This window comes from Paenibacillus sp. R14(2021), assembly GCF_019431355.1.
Taxonomy (GTDB): Bacteria; Bacillota; Bacilli; order Paenibacillales; family Paenibacillaceae; genus Paenibacillus_Z.
On sequence record NZ_CP080269.1, the window covers coordinates 4,232,175 to 4,250,002 of the forward strand.

The 17,828-nt window shown below is 57.0% G+C and carries 14 protein-coding genes, 1 riboswitch and 1 other annotated feature; of the genes, 10 read left to right on the plus strand and 4 right to left on the minus strand.

Annotation, left to right across the window (positions count from 1 at the left end; all coding sequences use genetic code 11):
* Positions 1-3: 3 nt before the first annotated feature.
* A riboswitch (cyclic di-AMP (ydaO/yuaA leader) is annotated at positions 4-164 on the minus strand.
* 266 nt (positions 165-430) lie between these two features.
* Together KXU80_RS19720 and KXU80_RS19725 are read right to left on the minus strand one after the other, a co-directional pair.
* Positions 431-1,249 (minus strand): hypothetical protein, encoded by an 819-nt coding sequence (locus KXU80_RS19720; protein WP_219834887.1) that lies wholly within the window; start codon positions 1,247-1,249, stop codon positions 431-433.
* Positions 1,250-1,276: 27 nt separating this feature from the next.
* Entirely contained in the window at positions 1,277-3,280 is a 2,004-nt protein-coding gene (locus KXU80_RS19725; protein ID WP_219834888.1) for a M1 family metallopeptidase, read from the minus strand.
* 185 nt (positions 3,281-3,465) lie between these two features.
* Here KXU80_RS19725 and KXU80_RS19730 point away from each other — a divergent pair, with 185 nt between their 5' ends.
* A complete protein-coding gene (locus tag KXU80_RS19730) occupies positions 3,466-3,990 on the plus strand; it encodes a YwhD family protein (RefSeq protein ID WP_258171076.1) in 525 nt (174 codons plus the stop codon).
* Between the two features lie 179 nt (positions 3,991-4,169).
* On the opposite strand, the gene KXU80_RS19735 is transcribed toward KXU80_RS19730, so the two are convergent.
* Complete coding sequence (locus KXU80_RS19735; RefSeq protein ID WP_219834890.1) at positions 4,170-6,272, minus strand: transglycosylase domain-containing protein; 2,103 nt, start codon at positions 6,270-6,272, stop codon at positions 4,170-4,172.
* A gap of 212 nt (positions 6,273-6,484) precedes the next feature.
* Here KXU80_RS19735 and speE point away from each other — a divergent pair, with 212 nt between their 5' ends.
* The 7 genes from speE to argS (KXU80_RS19770) all read left to right on the plus strand — a co-directional run bounded on the left by speE (position 6,485) and on the right by argS (KXU80_RS19770) (position 13,789).
* Positions 6,485-7,312, plus strand: a complete 828-nt coding sequence (gene speE, locus KXU80_RS19740) for a polyamine aminopropyltransferase (RefSeq protein ID WP_219834891.1) — start codon at positions 6,485-6,487, stop codon at positions 7,310-7,312.
* A gap of 20 nt (positions 7,313-7,332) precedes the next feature.
* The gene (gene speB, locus KXU80_RS19745) at positions 7,333-8,202 is read left to right on the plus strand and encodes an agmatinase (protein WP_219834892.1); all 870 of its coding nucleotides are present in this window, start codon (positions 7,333-7,335) and stop codon (positions 8,200-8,202) included.
* Between the two features lie 255 nt (positions 8,203-8,457).
* The gene (locus tag KXU80_RS19750) at positions 8,458-8,709 is read left to right on the plus strand and encodes a DUF7667 family protein (protein WP_219834893.1); all 252 of its coding nucleotides are present in this window, start codon (positions 8,458-8,460) and stop codon (positions 8,707-8,709) included.
* 121 nt (positions 8,710-8,830) lie between these two features.
* Positions 8,831-9,334: a DNA-deoxyinosine glycosylase gene (locus tag KXU80_RS19755; RefSeq protein WP_258171077.1), complete on the plus strand. Its 504-nt coding sequence runs from the start codon at positions 8,831-8,833 to the stop codon at positions 9,332-9,334.
* A 52-nt stretch (positions 9,335-9,386) separates the two neighbouring features.
* Positions 9,387-9,708 (plus strand) — a binding site (T-box leader).
* A 94-nt stretch (positions 9,709-9,802) separates the two neighbouring features.
* Entirely contained in the window at positions 9,803-11,524 is a 1,722-nt protein-coding gene (argS, locus tag KXU80_RS19760; protein ID WP_374987796.1) for an arginine--tRNA ligase, read from the plus strand.
* Positions 11,525-11,601: 77 nt separating this feature from the next.
* Positions 11,602-12,054 carry a YwiB family protein gene (locus KXU80_RS19765; RefSeq protein WP_219834896.1) on the plus strand — a complete coding sequence of 151 codons (453 nt, stop codon included), beginning with the start codon at positions 11,602-11,604 and terminating at the stop codon, positions 12,052-12,054.
* A gap of 55 nt (positions 12,055-12,109) precedes the next feature.
* Complete coding sequence (argS, locus tag KXU80_RS19770; RefSeq protein ID WP_219834897.1) at positions 12,110-13,789, plus strand: arginine--tRNA ligase; 1,680 nt, start codon at positions 12,110-12,112, stop codon at positions 13,787-13,789.
* Between the two features lie 65 nt (positions 13,790-13,854).
* Here argS (KXU80_RS19770) and KXU80_RS19775 read toward each other — a convergent pair whose 3' ends face one another.
* Positions 13,855-14,991 carry a S8 family peptidase gene (locus KXU80_RS19775; protein WP_258171078.1) on the minus strand — a complete coding sequence of 379 codons (1,137 nt, stop codon included), beginning with the start codon at positions 14,989-14,991 and terminating at the stop codon, positions 13,855-13,857.
* Between the two features lie 350 nt (positions 14,992-15,341).
* On the opposite strand from KXU80_RS19775, the gene rpoE reads away from it, so the two are divergent.
* Entirely contained in the window at positions 15,342-15,917 is a 576-nt protein-coding gene (gene rpoE, locus KXU80_RS19780) for a DNA-directed RNA polymerase subunit delta (protein ID WP_219834899.1), read from the plus strand.
* Between the two features lie 241 nt (positions 15,918-16,158).
* Positions 16,159-17,766: a CTP synthase gene (locus tag KXU80_RS19785; RefSeq protein WP_219834900.1), complete on the plus strand. Its 1,608-nt coding sequence runs from the start codon at positions 16,159-16,161 to the stop codon at positions 17,764-17,766.
* Positions 17,767-17,828 lie beyond the last annotated feature (62 nt).

Below are 17,828 nucleotides of genomic sequence, written 5' to 3' on the forward strand. Positions count from 1 at the left end.
GAGAGAAACTCCTTCCGGTGCCTACGAGGTTAGCTGTGGGGTTCGGTTGAAGGCTCCCTATGATACCCTCTGGCAGCCGCGAAACGCTTTCGTGCGGCTGTCGGGATCAATTCACCCAGAATGGTTCCCCCGTTTCCCGTTAGGGAATTCGGCAAAATTTTCATTTCTTACGGCTACTTATTCGTCCATTTTGTCGGTTCTCCTTCCGACTTCACGATTTGTTCACAAATTAAAATTATTAGAGTGAAACCTTTTTGTTCTCAGATTCGTATAGGGGCGCCGTTTCCGAGAGAAATTGGCGCCGTTTTCCATGCTTAAAGGCAGCGGGCGACAGGCGCAAAGATTGTCTCATCTTGGATGCGGAATTTGCGACAAAATGAACGGCCGCCCGGTCATTCCGAAATGGAATGGCCGGGCGGCCGTTCATAGGCTAGGTTTGCTTGGACTGCCAGACGTCGTACTGGGCGGCCGCCGTCCACACCTTCATGATTGTTCGCAGCAGCTGGTAGCCTTGATGCAGAATGAGTGCGAGCAGACCCGCCCAGATCATGGATACGGAGGCGATCGTCATGCTGAGCAGCGCGCCGATCCCCCACATGAAGAGCGACACGCCGGCGAAAGGAAGGAAGTTGACGACGCTGCTCCACAAGGCGCGGAGCGGGCCGCTTTGCGAGACGACGCCGAACTGCATCGCGAGGAATAACAGATGTAGAAGCACCGCCCACAACAGCCAAGCACCCGCCCAGGGCGCGGCTGCCTTCGCGAATTCCACGAGTGTTCCGCTGGCAAGGAACAGCTTCAGCGCCTGCGGCAGGAGCCACACAGCCGGTAGAAGCGCGAGCGTGGTTTCCAGCAGGTAGAGCAGGGCGACCGGCTTCCATGATTTTCGAATACCGCTCAGAAACTTGGTGCCTTGCTCATCCGTCGCATGATGCAGGGAATGGAACAATCCCGCGTTCAGAAACGGCGTCAGGAGCATCCTTCCCGCAAGCAGGCCGCAGAAGAGCCACGCATAAGGCTGGACCAGATCCGTCTTCAGCAGCTGAAATTGTGATTCCGTCATGAACAGCGAAACGGCGCTGCTGCTTCCTTCATAGGCGTCCGGGAACCGCTTCAGCAGCGGAACGGCAATGCCTTCGACTGTACGGTAGAGGAAGAAGCCCCAAATGAGCTCGTACAGAAACAGCATGATAATGATATAGAAGTGCTTCATCGTCAGCCGCCAGCCTTGCTTCATATGCTTGCGCAACCTAATCACCTCCTTTGGGCATGTGCGTTACCAGGCGAGCGAGGAGAGGATGCTCTCGATCAGCTTCGCGGCGCCGACGCTCCAGCGCGTGCGGGTTTTCTCCTCGATCTCGGCTTTCATGAAATTATTGATATGCTTATTGTCGAGCACGTTGTCGTTCTGCGGATCCACTGCCGCCCAGAGCAGCTTGGCGCTGTGCACGATTTTGTACTGGATATGGGCTTCCTGTCCGTCCCACACCTTCGGCATGACCGTCCCGTCGGCGAAGTGGAACAGAATAGAGACAGGTCCGAAGCTGCCGCCGGTTTTCTTGATCAGCACGACGGATTCGTACTGGGTTTGGCCATCCTGCTTGACAGGCGTCACATGGATGGAGGCGACCGAATAGTCCGACATGGCGTCGCCGTACACGAAGTGGCTGAAGTAGTCGTTCCATTTCGTCTTCGTGACCAATTCGACAACACGCTGGAAGTCCGCGGTGGAGGGATGCTTGAATTTATACTTCTGGAAGTAGGTCCGCATGATTTTGCGCATTGTCGCATCGCCGACCTGCTTCTCGATGCCGACCAGTACCAGCTTGGCGCGCATGTACACATTTTCCGCGTAGTGATTGTTGCTGTGATAGGACCAGGACAGCTGCTTCAGAGGTGCGGGGTCGGTCATGTAGCTGGCTTCCACGGGCAGGTTCGGCGATACGCCGTATTCGCTCTCCATGACCTTATCCTCTGCATAAGAGGTGAAGCCTTCGTCCAGCCAAGCTTCCTCGAACTCGTTGGAGGCGATCATGCCGTACCAGTATTGATGGCCGATCTCGTGCACGACGGTGCGCTCCAGGTCGTAGCCGGGATTGTCGTTCTCGGCGGAGAAGGCGGTGATGAGCGTCGGATACTCCATGCCGCCCGCGCCGTTGCCGCCCTTGGGCGGTACGACCACGGAGAGCGTGGAATACGGATAAGCGCCGTACCACTGCGCGTATTTCGCAAGCGCCGATTTGGCAGCGTGCATGTAGCGATCCTTGTATTTGGCATGGAGCGGGTCCAGGTACAGCTTGATGCGGACGCCCGGAATGCTCTCGGTCGAGAAGGGCTCCTCCGAGTAGACGAAATCCGGCGAGGCCGACCAACCGAAATCATGCACGTCGTCGGCATAGAATGGATACGTTTTGCGGCCTTCCGATACGATGGAGGCTTTCGTCTGGAAGCCGGTCGCCGCCACTTTATACGCCGCGGGCACGTTGATGTTCACGCTGTAGATGCCGAAATCGCTGTAAAACTCGGAGTTGCCGTGATATTGATGCACGTTCCAGCCTTCCGTCGCCCGGCCGCGGGTGCCGGCCGTCTCATAGACGCACAGCTTCGGAAACCACTGGCCCGCCATGACGAAGTTCCCGGAATACCCCATGCGTGCGAATACCTCGGGCAGCTTGACCTCGAACTTCATGCGCAGCGTGACGCTTTTGCCCGGTGCGACGGGGCTTGGCAGCCTGAGCTTGGCCAGCGTGAGATCGTTCGGGTTGCCGTCGTCGGGTTGTACAAAATGAAGGCGCGGCAGCAGGCTGTAGCCCTCCGTCGTCTCCAGCGTCAGCAGGTTCATGTAGCCGGTGCTGTCCGAGGTCGCCCTGTCTTCCCGCAATTGACCGCCGGATTCACGCATGAACGTCGTGCTTTTGGAGCGGAAAGCGTTCGGGTACAGGTGAAAATACATTTCGGACACCTGCTGCTTCCCCGGGTTTATCCAAGTGACGGTTTGCTCGCCGGTCAGCATATGCGTGCTTTCCTGCAGCTGCACGTCGATGTGATACTCGGTGACGCGCTTGCTGAGCGCTACCGGCTTGGGCTGCATGACGCTGTCGGGCTCGGGAGCGGCCGGTTGAACGGCCGGCGGCTTAGGCGCGGTGTCCGGCGTCGCTGGCGCGGAAGCATACGTATATTGCGAGACCCAGGCATTCCCGAACCCTTGCCGCGCCGTTACGCCGAGCAGCACGGCGACGAGGGCGAAGAGCAGAAAACGTTTGGCGTGACGTGGATTCATAGAAAGATTCCCTCCCGTTGACAAGCATCTAAAGCATGTATATGTTTGCTTTTCCGAGATTATTAGCTAAAATGGAATTAAAGTATGGACAGGTAGGAAGAGCCGGCAAAAACCGTATATTGGCGGTTTTGGCAAGTTTCTTCCCTCTATTTTCGAAGGCTTGGGACAGGGAGTTGATCGGTCACGTGAGCGAACAAAATAATGAACAGCAGCCGCCGGAGAAGAAAGAACGGAAGTCTCTCTCTCTGAACGTGGTGAGCAATAAGGAACATAAGGGCTTTGGTGCGGGGACGATTGATTTGAGCGACGTCGCCTGCGTCATCATCGACCAGGGCGAAGCTTATATCGATGTAGGCGCGATGCATGCCAAGAGCAAGATCGAGAAGGGTATCAAGTTTAGCGTGAACAAGGAAGACGTGCCGAATGGCCGTTCATGCTGGATCGTATGGGTAGCGGTTGACCGCAATGAGGAAGGCTCGTTCTATGCGGGGGCGACAGCCTGCCCGATGCTGATCGACACGGAAGCACGCAGAGGCTGGAAAATTCTCGCGCAGCACGTGAACAATCTCGACTACGCGATCAAACGCCGGTTCGTGCTGGATGAGCTGGGTGCGGAAGAGAAGGCGGCGCTCAAGGCGCTGCTGGTGAAGCACAACGCGGAGTGGTGGGACCGTTCGTCGGATAAATTGAAGGATGCGCTGAACGTATAAGCGTGGGTAAGCAAAGAAGCTGCCTTGCCGATCTCCTGCTGGAGACGGCGAGGCAGCTTCTTTGCTTTGCACGCGGGTGACGCTTCATATAGTAATACCAATCGGCTCTAGCATCATGATGGGCGGAACGCGCTCATTCGCAATCGGAAGCGAGCCGATCCCGGTCCGCGCCGATTTCGCTAGTTCGACCACCAGCGCTTGAGCTGCTTCCACCAGCTCTTCGACTGCGCGGCCTTCGCGTCGCTGTCGCCGCTTGCGGACGCGGCCGTATCGCCGTGCACGCCGCAGACCTCTACCGGCTGCGTGCCGCTGACGAAGGTTTCCAGCCGGCGGGCAGGGCAGGTCTTCCCTGCGAGCTTGCCGCTCTCGGGATCGATATAGACGGAGACGACGCCGTCCGGCAGCGGGAAGATCTTCGGCGGGACCGCCGAGAGCGCCTTCTCCGTATAGTCGGCGAAGATCGGCGCTGCGCGGTGGGCTTCCGCGGGCGTGAGCTTCCGCCCTTTGTCGTAGCCGACCCACACGGCCGTTGCCAGCTCCGGCGTATAGCCGACGAGCCAGGCGTCTGTCGCGGTCGTGCCGGTCTTGCCCGCGACAGGCCGCTTGATCATGGCGGACACGCGGCTGCCCGTGCCGCCCGTCTCGAACACGCTCTCCATAAGGCTCGTCAGCACATAGGCATGTGCGGCGTCGACGACCGGAATTGCGGCCGGCTTCGCTTCATAGAGCACTTCGCCCTTGCTGTCCTCGATGCGCAGGATTGCCGTCGGCTCCACGCGCACGCCGCCGTTCGCGAACGTCCCGAACGCGGAAGCCATCTCGAACGGGCTGACCGGGAACGTCCCGAGCGCGAGCGACGGGACCGGCTTCATCGGACTGTCGATGCCGAGCTTTCTCGCCATGTCGATGACCTTCTCGGGGCCGACCTTCATAATGGAATTGACCGCATAGATATTGTCGGACGTCGCAATGGCCTGCCGCATATCGATAAGCCCATTCGTGTATTTGTCGTTGTAGTTACTTGGCGCGTACGTCTTGCGGCCGTCATCGTAGGTGAAGACGGTCGGCGCGCTCTTGAACTGCGAGACCGGCGTCATGACACCCTCCTGCAGTGCCGTCAAGTAGAGAAACGGCTTGAAGGACGAGCCGGGCTGCCGCGTATCAGCGAACACGCGGTTGAATTGATTGGTCTTGTAGTCGCGGCCGCCGACCATGGCTTTAATGTAGCCCGTGCGCGGATCGAGCGAGACGAGCGCGGCCTGCTGCTCCGATTGCTCGGGAATCCCTGCGGCGACGGCCGCCTCCGCGGCCCGCTGCGCTTCGGGGTCCAGCGTCGTGTAGATGCGGATGCCGCCTTCGCTCAGCATCCCTTCGTCGATGCCGAGCTTATCGACAGCCATATACCGGACGTAGTCCCGGAAATACGGTGCGATCCCGGTTTGCTTGCTTGTTCCGAGCGGGACGAAGCTCAGCATTTCGGCGCCGGCGGCTTCGGCATCGTTCTGCTGGATAATGCCTTGATCCGCCATCGTCTGCAGAATGGTCCGCTGCCGGTCTTTGGCGTTTTTCATATCCATATACGGAGAGTAATATTTGGGCCCCTTCGGAATGCCTGCTAGCATCGCGCTTTCCGCGAGCGTCAGCTCGGAGGCGTGCTTACCGTAATAGAGCTCCGACGCCGCTTCCGCGCCGTATGCGCCGTGGCCGTAGTAGATTTGATTGAGATACAGGGAGAGAATCTCGTCCTTGGAGTAATGCATCTCCAGCTGGATCGTATACATCGCTTCCTTGAACTTCCTTGACCACGTCCGCTCATGCGTCAAATACAGGTTTCGCGCCAGCTGCTGGGTCAGCGTGCTTGCACCCTGCTCGCGGGAGAAATGCGTGAAGTTGACGACCGCGGCGCGGGCCATCCCTTTCATATCGAAACCCAGATGATCGTAGAACCGCTGATCCTCTATCGCAAGCGTCGCCTCCACGAGGTAAGGCGAGATGTCCTTAAGTGGCACGGACTGCCGGTTCTCCCCGGCGTGAAACGTATCGATGACATGGCCCTGCAAGTCGAGCATCTGCGACGTCTGGCTGATGGAGGAAGCAGGGAGCGCCTGCACTCGCAAATAATAGAGGAAGCCGAAGGCTGCCATAAACAGCACAAGCAGCGCGCAGCCCGCATAGAATAACCCCTTGCGCAAGCGGCGCAGCAGCGGCGTCCACCGCTCGGCTCGCAGCGTAATTGGCAGCCGGAGCTTGCCGCCGCCCGGCGTGATACGAAATCGTCTCATCTCAGATGTCTCCTTACTGAAACCTAGAGTATCCTCTTAGTATGGAAAACATTGGAGACACCTATTCAAGACGGCCGATGGCAGGTATGAAATTTTTGTGTAGGAATGGCAAAAGGTTGCTTTTTCCCCTCGTTAACTTATAATACAGATTGACACATTTGGCCCTATGATCAATAGCAGCACCATACATAGAAGAAAGCAGGGATTAACCCATGGAATTGTGGTACACGGAGAAACAAACGCCGTCTTACGGCATTACGGCGAAAGTGAAGGAAACCTACGTAAGCGAGCAAACGGAGTTCCAGAAGCTCGATATGATCGAAACCGAGGAATTTGGTACGATGCTTGTCTTGGACGGCATGGTCATGACGACTGACAAGGATGAGTTCGTTTACCATGAAATGGTGGCGCATCCCGTGCTCTACACGCATCCAAACCCGCGCAAAGTGCTTGTGGTCGGCGGCGGCGACGGCGGCGTAATCCGCGAAATCCTGAAGCACCCGAACGTGGAGAAAGCCGTGCTTGTCGATATCGACGGCAAGGTTATCGAATATTCGAAGAAATATTTGCCGAACATCGCGTGCGGCCTCGACGACCCGCGCGTCGAAGTCATCGTGAACGACGGCTTCATGCATATCCATGATCACAAGAACGAATACGACGTCGTTATGGTAGATTCCACGGAGCCTGTCGGCCCGGCAGTCAACCTGTTTACACGCGGCTTCTACCAAGGCATCTATGATGCGCTGAAGGAAGACGGCATCTTCGTCGCGCAAACGGACAATCCATGGTTCACGCCGGATCTGATCTCGAGCGTCAACCGTGACGTGAAGGAAGTATTCCCGATCGTGCGCGTATTCTGGGCGAACGTTCCGACGTACCCAAGCGGCCTCTGGACCTTCACGATGGGCAGCAAGAAGTACGATCCGCTTCTTGTAGAAGAGTCCAGCATTCCTGAAATCGACACCAAATATTACTCCCCGCGTCTGCACAAAGCGGCATTTGTTCTGCCGAAATTTGTTGAAGATCTCGTGAAGTAAGAGAGGGAGCGTAAATCATCATGAAACTCGACCAAAAATATTCCGGCAACGTGTTTATCCTGAGCTCGGAAGACTACAACAAGTCTAAAGCGGTCATCTACGGCATGCCGATGGACTTTACCGTATCGTTCCGTCCGGGCTCGCGCTTCGGCCCGCCGCGCATCCGCGAGGTGTCGATCGGCCTGGAAGAATACAGCCCTTATCTTGACCGCAGCCTAGAAGACATCGATTATTTCGACGCAGGCGATCTGCTGCTGCCATTCGGCAACGCGGCGCGCTCGCTCGACATTATCGGCGAATTCGTAGGCGGTGTGCTGGCGGACGGCAAGATGCCTGTCGGCCTTGGCGGCGAGCATCTCTGCTCGTGGCCGATTTTCCAAGAGGTATACAAGAAATATCCGGACATGGCGATCATCCATTTTGACGCTCATGCGGACCTGCGTGAATCGTACGAAGGCGAGCCGCTCTCGCACTCGACGCCTCTGCGCAAAGCAGCTAACCTGATCGGCGGCAAGAACGTGTACCAGTTCGGCATCCGCTCAGGTTCCCGCGAAGAGTGGCAGTTTGCCCGCGAGAACATCAATTTCCACCCGTTCGAGGTGCTGGAGCCGCTGAAGAAGGTGCTGCCTGAGCTGGCTGGCCGTCCGGTTTACCTGACGATCGATATCGACGTCCTGGATCCGTCCGCTGCGCCGGGCACGGGCACGGCGGAAGCCGGCGGCATCACGTCGAAGGAATTGATCGATGCGGTTCACGCGATCGCGCGTTCCGGCGTCAATGTTATCGGCTGCGATCTTGTTGAAGTCGCGCCTGCCTACGACCCGACGGAACAAACGCAGATCGTCGCGGCGAAGGTCATCCGCGAAATGCTGCTCGGTTTTATTAAGTAATGAGCGATAACGCCGTCATTGTGCATGATGCACGATGGCGGCGTTTTTTTGTCGTTTTTTTGCCGGCAGCCGGATTTACTCTATTTTCACGGTCAAGATACCAAGTGAAGCCTCTCGCTGTAAACTAGGAGTAGAGCGGCGATTTTCCGAAAAAGTTGTCCCGGCCCTGCGGAAAGTCGAGGTCTCGGCGCTTGGAAGCTTTCTTTTTTGGTCATACTGGCTACTAGTGTGAGACGATTGAGGGAGGCACGAGGCATGACGATTTTGCCGATACATGAACGGCTGGCAGAGCTGTGGACGATTCGCGGAGGCCGCCGTCTGACGGGAGAAGAGCAAGCGGATTTCGAGCATTGCCTGGCGGTGAATGCGATGCATATTAGACAAATCGCCAATTTGCACAACCTTTCGCTGGCCGCATCCATGATTGGAGACGTGGAGTGGCAGCATGAAATTTGCCGCAGACTGGAGAAGCTGAGCGGACTTCCACCGGGCTCGCCCCAGCTGTAGCTGCAGCATTGCGCTGTCCATTTCTCGGGCGGACAAGCTTGCTGCCGGCGTGCTTTGCCCATTGCAGATTGCGCGAGCGCCTGCTTCCGTTTAAGCTCGAAGCATGAAGGAGGAGGAAGCCATGCGTGTTCACTCATTTCCACCGATCATCGACGAGCGGGCCAAGGTGCTGGTTCTCGGCAGCATGCCGGGCGAAGCATCTCTGGCCTTGAACCAATATTACGGGAATCCGCGCAATCATCTTTGGCGCGTGCTGTACGGTCTATTCGGCCGGGAACCGGACGAGGCTTACGAGGCGAGGCTGGCATTTGCGGCAGAGCAGGGATTTGCCTTATGGGATGTTATTGCATCCTGCGAGCGGGAGGGCAGCTTGGATGCCAATATCCGCGCGGAATCGCCCAATGATTTTCCGGGCTTGCTTGCGGCTTACCCGGGGCTGCGCTGCCTGGCGTTCAACGGAACGAAGTCGCACGACACGTTCAAGAAATATTTTGGCGGCCGTCCGGAGTTCGCGGCGCTTGCGAAGCTGAAGCTTCCTTCCACGAGCCCCATACCGACCAAATTCATGCGGACGACGGCTGACCGGATCGAAGCTTGGCGGGTGCTGCTTCCGTATTTGAAGTGAGATTTGCCCTTTGCAATTTGGGTGAGGTCGCATATAATAGGGGAAATAACAGCCACATACGATGAACGGGACAGTAGCTTGCATTGAGCTGCCAGCAGCGAGCCGGGTTGGTGAAAGCCGGCGCAGCGGTGCAAGGGAAGCGGACCCGGGAGTTGATCGCCCGAACACGGCCATACGGTGAATGGTTATGCAGCCTTCCTCCGATGATCCGCTTTAGGTCGATCCGGTCACGCCGTTATCGTGTTCGAGAGGCTTATCACGCGCGTCTAACCGTCGCCGTTGTCCGCATTTTAGCGGCAGCGGATACCCGGGCAGAACGATGCGGTGAATGAGCCAGAAGAGTGGTACCGCGGAAATCAACCTCCGTCTCTTTCATTAGAGACGGGGGTTTTCTTGTTTATTTCGAAGAAATTGTCTCGGTTGTATCTGCCGTTTCTTTGAATTTATACGGAGGTGAAAGGGATGAACCTGTTATTGCAATGGGCGGCGGTACAGCTAACAGACCATTTGGCCATGCCGCATGAGGAAATTGCTTCGCTGCTGGAGATCCCGCCGAATCCTGAGCTCGGCGATGCCGCGTTTCCTTGCTTTACGCTCGCGCGCACGCTCAAACGCGCACCGGCAGCGATAGCCGAGGAGCTCGCCGCAGCCGTAACCGCCGGCGGCGGCGCCATCCGCGCGGAAGCCAAGGGGGCGTATCTGAATCTGTTCTTCCAGCGCGAGACTTGGGCGCCTAAGCTGCTATCGCCCGTGCTGCTCCCCGATTTTGGCTATTCGCAGCAAGGTGCGGGTACGCGCGTCATCATGGATATGTCCTCCCCCAATATCGCGAAGCCGTTCGGCGTGGGGCATCTGCGTTCCACGATGATCGGCAATGCGCTAGCCAATATTTATCGCTCGCAGGGTTATGACGTCGTGACGGTGAACCATATCGGCGACTGGGGGACACAGTTCGGCAAGCTGATGGAGGCATACGCGCGCTGGGGCGACGAGGAGAAACTGAAAGCAGCGCCAATCCGGGAAAGCCTCCAGCTTTACGTTCGTTTCCATGAGGAAGCGGAGCAGGATCCCTCCCTGGAAGAGAACGCGCGCCGCTGGTTCTGGAAGCTCGAGAACGGGGACGCGGAAGCGAAGCGCTTGTGGCAGTATTTCGTTTCGTTCAGCATGGAAGAGTTTGACCGCGTCTACGCCCGTCTCGGCGTGGAGTTCGACTACACGCTGGGTGAAAGCTTCTATAATGATAAGATGGGTGCTGTTGTCGACCTGCTGAAGGCGGACCGGCTGCTAGTGGAGAGCGACGGCGCGCAGGTGGTTCGGTTGGAGGAGGAAGGGCTGCCGCCATGTCTAATTCTCAAATCAGATGGCACGACGATCTATCCGACACGCGATTTGGCCACTGCACTCTACCGCAGGAACGAAATGGGCGGAGACCTGCTGTTGTACGTGGTCGGCGGCGAACAGAGGCTGCATTTTCAGCAAGTATTCGCCGTGCTGTCGCGTATGGACGAGGAGAGCGCCGCGCAGTGCCGGCATGTCGCCTTCGGGCTTATGAAATTCGAAGGACGCAAAATGTCGACCCGCAGAGGGCAGGTTATTTTCCTCGACGAGGTGCTCGATGAAGCCGTCTCCAAGGCAGCGGCCATTATCGCGGAGAAGAATCCCGATCTGGAAAGCGCGCAGGACACGGCGGAGGCTGTCGGTATCGGGGCGATCGTATTCGGTGATTTGAAGCATAACCGGATGCTGGAGGTGGACTTCTCGCTGGATGAGGCGCTTCGTTTCGAAGGGGAGACCGGTCCGTACGTGCAATATACGGCGGCCAGGGCGTTCAAGCTCCTGGAACGCGGCGGACTTTCCTTGGCCGAAGCGGAGTCGCGCAGCCTCTCCGGCGCGGTGGACACGGCTTCGCTGCAGCACTATCTGGCCGGCGCGGCGGCATGGGAGTCTCTCAAGCAGCTTGCCTCGTACCCCGAAGCGGTGCTGGAGGCGCTGCGTCAGAACGAGCCAGCCGTCGTTGCGCGGTTCCTCCTGGATGCGTCCAAGCGCTTCAACCGTTTCTATCATCAGGAACGGATCATTACGGACAATAAGGAAGAGACGGATGCGAAGCTGCTGCTTGCCGCAGCCGTGGCGGGCGTGCTCCGTTCAGGGCTTTCGCTGCTTGGCCTGCGGACGCCGACCCAAATTTGACGGTCGTGCATTGAAATTGATACGGCACCTGTATATAGTGAGGACAGGAGTATGAAGGTGACGGGAGACCGTAATTCATGAATGATAAAGCTAAAGTAAAGATTACGCTCGAGAGCAATATTGACGGCGAAGTGGAGAAGAACGTATTCAGCGGTGAGTGGTACCGCAAGGGCAGTACAGTCTACCTCAAGTATGAGGAGCTCGAAGAGGGCGGCAGCGAGGTGCGGACGCTGGTTCGCTGGCGTGACGGCGAGCTGAGCGTCACGCGGCGCGGCGACGTGGAATCCCAGCAAATTTTCGCGGCAGGCGTCCGGCGGGGCGGGCAGTATGCATCCCAGCATGCTTCCTTTTATTTGGAGACCGAGACGAGCCTGCTCTGGGCGCAGTTCGGCGATATGGCGAAGGCAGAGCCGATTGAAGAGCCGCTGCTCCCGCATTTGCCGATGCTGCTGGAGTGGCATTACCGGCTGCTCGTCGACGACGAGCCGACAGGGGAATTCGTGATCCGGCTTCGGGCGGAAGAAGCGTAAATGAAAGACCATGCCTACGAATAGGCTTACTAGAATCAGGAGGAAATGATTGGTTATGAAACTCAATGTGATTGAACAGCTTCACCAGCAAGTGAAAGACGCGCTCGCTGATGCGGTCGTGGCGGCAGGTCTTGCTGCGCGCGAGGAGCTTCCGGTATTCGTGCTGGAAGTGCCGAAGGAGAAGGCGCACGGCGATCTCGCGACGAATGCGGCGATGCAGCTGACCAAGCTGGCGAAGAAGAATCCGCGTCAGATCGCGGAAGCGATTATCGCGCATCTGGATACGGCCAAGGCCTCCATCCAAAGTGCGGAAATCGCCGGTCCCGGCTTTATCAACTTCCGCATTGACCGCGGCTATCTGTACCCGGTCATCGGCCAAGCGGCTGAGCAGGGCGCCGATTATGGACGTATCGGCGTCGGTGAGGGACAGACCGTTCAAGTCGAATTCGTCAGCGCGAACCCGACGGGCAGCCTGCACCTTGGTCACGCGCGCGGCGCGGCTGTAGGCGACGTGCTCTGCAACGTGCTCGATTTCGCGGGCTACAAGGTTACCCGCGAATACTATATTAATGACGCCGGCAAGCAGGTAGCGAATTTGGCGTTGTCGATCGAAGCGCGCTACAAGCAGGCGCTGGGACTAGAAGCCGAGATGCCGGAGGACGGCTACCACGGCGAGGATATCGTTGGCTTCGCCAAGGCGCTGGCGGCTTCCGAAGGCGACCGCCTGCTCTCGCTGCCCGAGGAGGAGCGTTTCACTTTCTTCCGCGATTACGGCCTGGAGCGGGAGCTGAACAAGATCAAGCGCGATCTCGGCGAGTTCCGCGTAGCGTTCGACGTTTGGTACAGCGAAACTTCGCTCTATCAGACCGGCCAAGTGGAGCAGGCGCTTGCCGCGCTTCGCGAGCGCGGCCAAGTCTATGAGGAAGAAGGCGCAACATGGCTGAACACGATGGCTTACGGCGACGACAAGAACCGCGTTCTCGTGAAGAATGACGGCTCGTACACGTATTTGACGCCGGACATCGCCTACCACCGCGACAAATTTGGCCGGGGCTTCGACAAAATGATCAACATCTGGGGCGCCGACCATCACGGCTACATTCCCCGCGTGAAAGCGGCGATGGAGGCGCTTGGCAACGATCCGCAGAAGCTGGTCGTGCTTATTGCGCAAATGGTCAGCTTGTTCCAGAACGGCGAGAAGGTCAAAATGTCCAAACGGACCGGTAAAGCGGTCACGATGGAGGATCTCATGGAAGAGGTCGGCATCGACGCCATCCGTTACTTCTTCAGCATGCGCAGTATGGATTCCCATCTGGATTTCGATATGGATCTCGCGATCTCGACTTCTAACGAGAATCCGGTGTTCTACGTCCAGTACGCACATGCACGGATCTGCAGCATCTTCCGCCAGGCGGAGGAGCAGGGAATAACAGTGCTGCCGCTTGCGGAAATCGATCTCAGCAAGCTGACCTCGGAGCATGAGTTCGATTTGCTCCGCAAAATCGGCGAGCTGCCGCAGGAAATCGCGGAAGCCGCGGCGCAGTATGCGCCGCACCGCTTGATTCGCTATGTATATGAGCTGGCATCGTTGTTCCACAGCTACTACCGCGCCGACCGTGTCATCACCGAGGATGCGGCGCAAACCCAGGCGCGCTTCGCGCTGCTCGGCGCCGCAAGGATTGCGATCGCCAACGTGCTGCGGCTCGTCGGCGTCTCCGCGCCGGAGCGCATGTAGCACTTACGCCAATCGCCTCCAACATACGGGCGGCTGCTTAACCCAAACATTAAACAAGCCGGGAGCTACCGTTCCCCGGCTTGCAGCATACGCATCACATCAAGCTCCCCGGTCAGCCGGGGGGCTTTCGTGCCCCTTAGGGGCAGCATGGACCGTTTGACGACGGCCTTGATTTCCGTCGGAGTCAGCCCGGGCCGGTATGCGAGCAGCAGTGCAATGGCGCCGCTGACATGCGAGGTGGCCATGGACGTGCCGCTCATTTCGTTATATTTGCCGCGCAGCCAAGAGGATAGGATCTTATCGCCAGGTGCATACACGTCGATATGAAGCCCGCGGTTGCTGAACGGTGCAATGCGGCGAACACGGTTCGTCGCGCCAACCGCTATCGTCTGCGGATACCGGGCAGGGTAATCGATGGATTTGCGTTTCCCGTCGTTGCCGGAGGATGCCACGATAATAACGCCGGCATTGAATGCGTTCGTCACGGCGGTAAGCAGCGATTTGCTGCGCGTTTTCATGCCGAAGCTCATGTTGACGATATCCATGTTGTTCCGCACGCACCAGTCGATGCCGAGTACAATATCGGATACGAAGGCGCTGCCGTTCTGATCGAAGGCTTTGACGGGATACACGGTCGCACGCGGCGCAACGCCAATCATGCCGTGCACCTGGTTGGCGGCGGCGATCGTGCCGGCGATATGCGTGCCGTGGCCGTTGTCGTCATGCGGCAGCGTGCCGCGGCTGAGCAGGTTGATGCCCCGCCCGAGCGATTGTTTCAGATCGGGATGGCTGAAATCGACGCCGGTATCGATGACGCCGATCTTGACCCGGTGCCCTGTCGTGGTGCTCCAGGCCAGCGGGGCTTTGATTTCCTGCACGCCCCAGGGGATGCCCCTCTCCCGCGCTGCCGGCTTATGCACGGAAGCGTGGACGGAGACGTGAGGATCGTTTTCGATCCATAGTCCCTCGCAGGGGGCGGCTGCCAGCAGTTGATTGGATACAGGCAGGGAGAAAGCTTTTATGGAGGGTAAATGGCGAATGGCATCGAATCTGCCTTCGTCCGGTTTTTCGAAGTTCGACCACTCGAGAAGGAAGCGTTCGTAATCGCTCTGCTGCTGAAATCGGACAATTCGCCGCTTTTCGACCGGTGCGGCGAGTGACAGCGCGTTGTGCAAGAGGCGGAGAATTGCAGATCTGTCCAAATTTGGCTTCCCCTCCATGGCGAATCATGCTGAAGTATTGTATGAATTCGCGCAACAAGCTGTATAAGCAACTTGCCTTTTTTAACATAATTAGGCGCCAAACCGTGTCATTCGCCGCGGGTGCACATAATATAAACCAAGAGCCGTTCCCCGGCTCTTATACCCGGAAGCGGCGGTAATCGCCACGGCCGGAAGGATACAGTCAGAGCGGAGGGTCGTCCTCCGCTTTTTCTTTTTGTCTGCCCGGATGAGGGAGCGCTTGCTTTTTGAGAAGAAATAGGTTTTACTATAATTTGATAATGGATTGCCTGCATCCGGCTGGCAGTTTGACATGAGAGGAAGTGTCCGAAATGAGCAGCGAGATCGTCTTGAAGATCGATCCAGAGCGCTTGAAGGAAATGCCGATGGTCGACCTGGCATTTGAATTGCTTAAGGCGGCGAATACGCCGTTTTACTATCGTGACATCATGATGGAAATTGCAAAAATTCGGGGCTTGTCCCAAGAACAAATCAACCAAGTGATTGCGCAAGTATATACAGAAATCAACATCGACGGACGTTTCGCGTGCGTCGGAAGCAATATGTGGGGATTGAAGCGCTGGTATCCGGTTGAGCGCAACGAGGATCCAGTCGGCAACGCGAAGCGTTCGCGGATTATTAACGACGAAGAAGACGACGACGACGTCTATACGGACGAAGAAGAAGAAACCTACGCGTCGGAAGATGACGATTTCGATTCCTATGATGAAGACCAAGAGATTTTCGACGAAGCGGAAGCGGAAGAGGAAGTTGACGAAGAGGTCGTTATCGACGACGAAGAAATCGAAGAAGACGGCATAGAAGGCGAAGTTGACGGAGAAGAAGCCGACGACGCCGAGGACGAAGAAGAAGATTTCGAGGATGACGACGCTGAGGCTGACAAGTAAATAAGAACGCCGCGGCACGCATCGCCGAAGTACGGCAAATGCCGCTTCATCATGCCTTGACAGGCAGCCTAGCCGCGGAGTAAACTATTGTTTGGGCTTCAAGTTCGGACATAAGTATAAGCCAAATTAGAAAGTGCCCCGTTTGTATACGGGTGTCACTTTTTTCTTTTTTATGGGCCGTTTTTCTTCGGAAATTGGGAGAACCTATATAATAACCATACAGGCGTGGAGGGTATCATCAGTGACTAAATACATTTTCGTAACAGGCGGTGTTGTTTCGTCGCTTGGCAAAGGCATCACGGCAGCTTCGCTCGGGCGTTTGCTCAAGAACCGCGGTCTTAAAGTGACCATTCAGAAATTCGATCCTTACATTAACGTTGACCCGGGAACGATGAGTCCTTATCAGCACGGCGAAGTGTTCGTCACCGACGACGGCGCGGAAACGGATTTGGATTTGGGCCACTATGAGCGTTTCATCGACATCAATCTCTCGAAGAATAGCAATGTTACGACAGGGAAAATCTATTCGACGGTTATTACCAAAGAGCGCCGCGGCGAATACTTAGGCGGTACCGTGCAAGTTATCCCGCATATTACGAACGAAATCAAGGACCGCGTATTCCGCGCCGGCAAAGAAACCGGCTCCGATGTCGTCATCACCGAGATCGGCGGAACCGTGGGCGATATCGAGAGTCTTCCTTTCCTGGAAGCGATTCGTCAGATTAAGAGCGATATCGGGCGCGAGAATGTCATGTACATCCACGTTACCCTCATTCCATATATTAAAGCAGCCGGCGAGGTGAAGACCAAGCCGACGCAGCACAGTGTGAAGGAGCTTCGCAGCATCGGCATTCAGCCGAACGTCATCGTTTGCCGTACGGAATATCCGCTTGCCGAAGACATGAAGCGCAAGATCGCGCTGTTCTGCGACATCGATGCGAACGCAGTTATCGAGTGCCGCGATGCTTCCACGCTGTACGAAGTACCGCTGAACCTGCAGGCGGAAGGGCTTGACGAGATCGTCGTCAACCATTTGAAGCTGACCACGACGCCGCCGGATATGACGGCTTGGGAAGACCTTGTGCGCCGCGTGAAGCAGCTTAGCCGCACGACTGAAATAGCGATCGTAGGAAAGTACGTCGCGCTTCATGATGCATACCTCAGTATCGTCGAATCCTTAAGCCATGCCGGTTTCGATGCGGATGCAGACGTGAAGATCCGCTGGGTAAACGCGGAAGAGTTGACCGAGCAGAACGTGGCTGATAAATTGCAGGGCGTTAACGGCATTCTGGTTCCGGGCGGTTTCGGAGACCGCGGAATCGAAGGCAAGATCACTGCGATCCGCCATGCGCGCGAGCACAACGTTCCGTTCTTCGGCATCTGTCTCGGCATGCAAGTGGCCGTGATCGAATACGCCCGTCACGTAACGGGGCTGAAGGATGCGAACAGCTCCGAGATCAACCCGCTCACGCCTTACCCAGTCATCGACCTGCTGCCTGAGCAGAAGGATATCGAAGATATGGGCGGCACGATGCGCCTCGGCTTGTACCCTTGCAAATTAACGCCGGGATCGCTGGCTGCGCGTGAATATGGCGATGAGCTTGTGTACGAGCGTCACCGTCACCGGTACGAATTCAATAACGAATACCGCGAGACGATCGAATCCGCGGGTCTGCGTATTACGGGCACGTCGCCGGACGGCCGTCTTGTTGAAATGGTGGAGCATCCGGAGCATCCGTGGTTCCTTGCCGTTCAATTCCATCCGGAGTTCACATCGCGTCCGAATCGTCCGCAGCCGCTGTTCCGCGGATTTGTCCGCGCGGCGCTGCAGGCAGCAGAAGGTAAGTAAGACTTCAATTAGTCAAAGTTTTTTTCCAACGGAGCAGGAAAATGAGTGCCTTAGCACGAAAT

Coding starts and splice junctions, on each gene's coding strand:
- speB (WP_219834892.1), top strand. CDS start 7,333: ATGAAACTCGACCAAAAATATTCCGGCAACGTGTTTATCCTGAGCTCG.
- KXU80_RS19765 (WP_219834896.1), top strand. CDS start 11,602: ATGAATGATAAAGCTAAAGTAAAGATTACGCTCGAGAGCAATATTGAC.
- KXU80_RS19750 (WP_219834893.1), top strand. CDS start 8,458: ATGACGATTTTGCCGATACATGAACGGCTGGCAGAGCTGTGGACGATT.
- speE (WP_219834891.1), top strand. CDS start 6,485: ATGGAATTGTGGTACACGGAGAAACAAACGCCGTCTTACGGCATTACG.
- KXU80_RS19735 (WP_219834890.1), bottom strand. CDS start 6,272: ATGAGACGATTTCGTATCACGCCGGGCGGCGGCAAGCTCCGGCTGCCA.
- KXU80_RS19755 (WP_258171077.1), top strand. CDS start 8,831: ATGCGTGTTCACTCATTTCCACCGATCATCGACGAGCGGGCCAAGGTG.
- rpoE (WP_219834899.1), top strand. CDS start 15,342: ATGAGCAGCGAGATCGTCTTGAAGATCGATCCAGAGCGCTTGAAGGAA.
- argS (WP_219834897.1), top strand. CDS start 12,110: ATGAAACTCAATGTGATTGAACAGCTTCACCAGCAAGTGAAAGACGCG.
- KXU80_RS19725 (WP_219834888.1), bottom strand. CDS start 3,280: ATGAATCCACGTCACGCCAAACGTTTTCTGCTCTTCGCCCTCGTCGCC.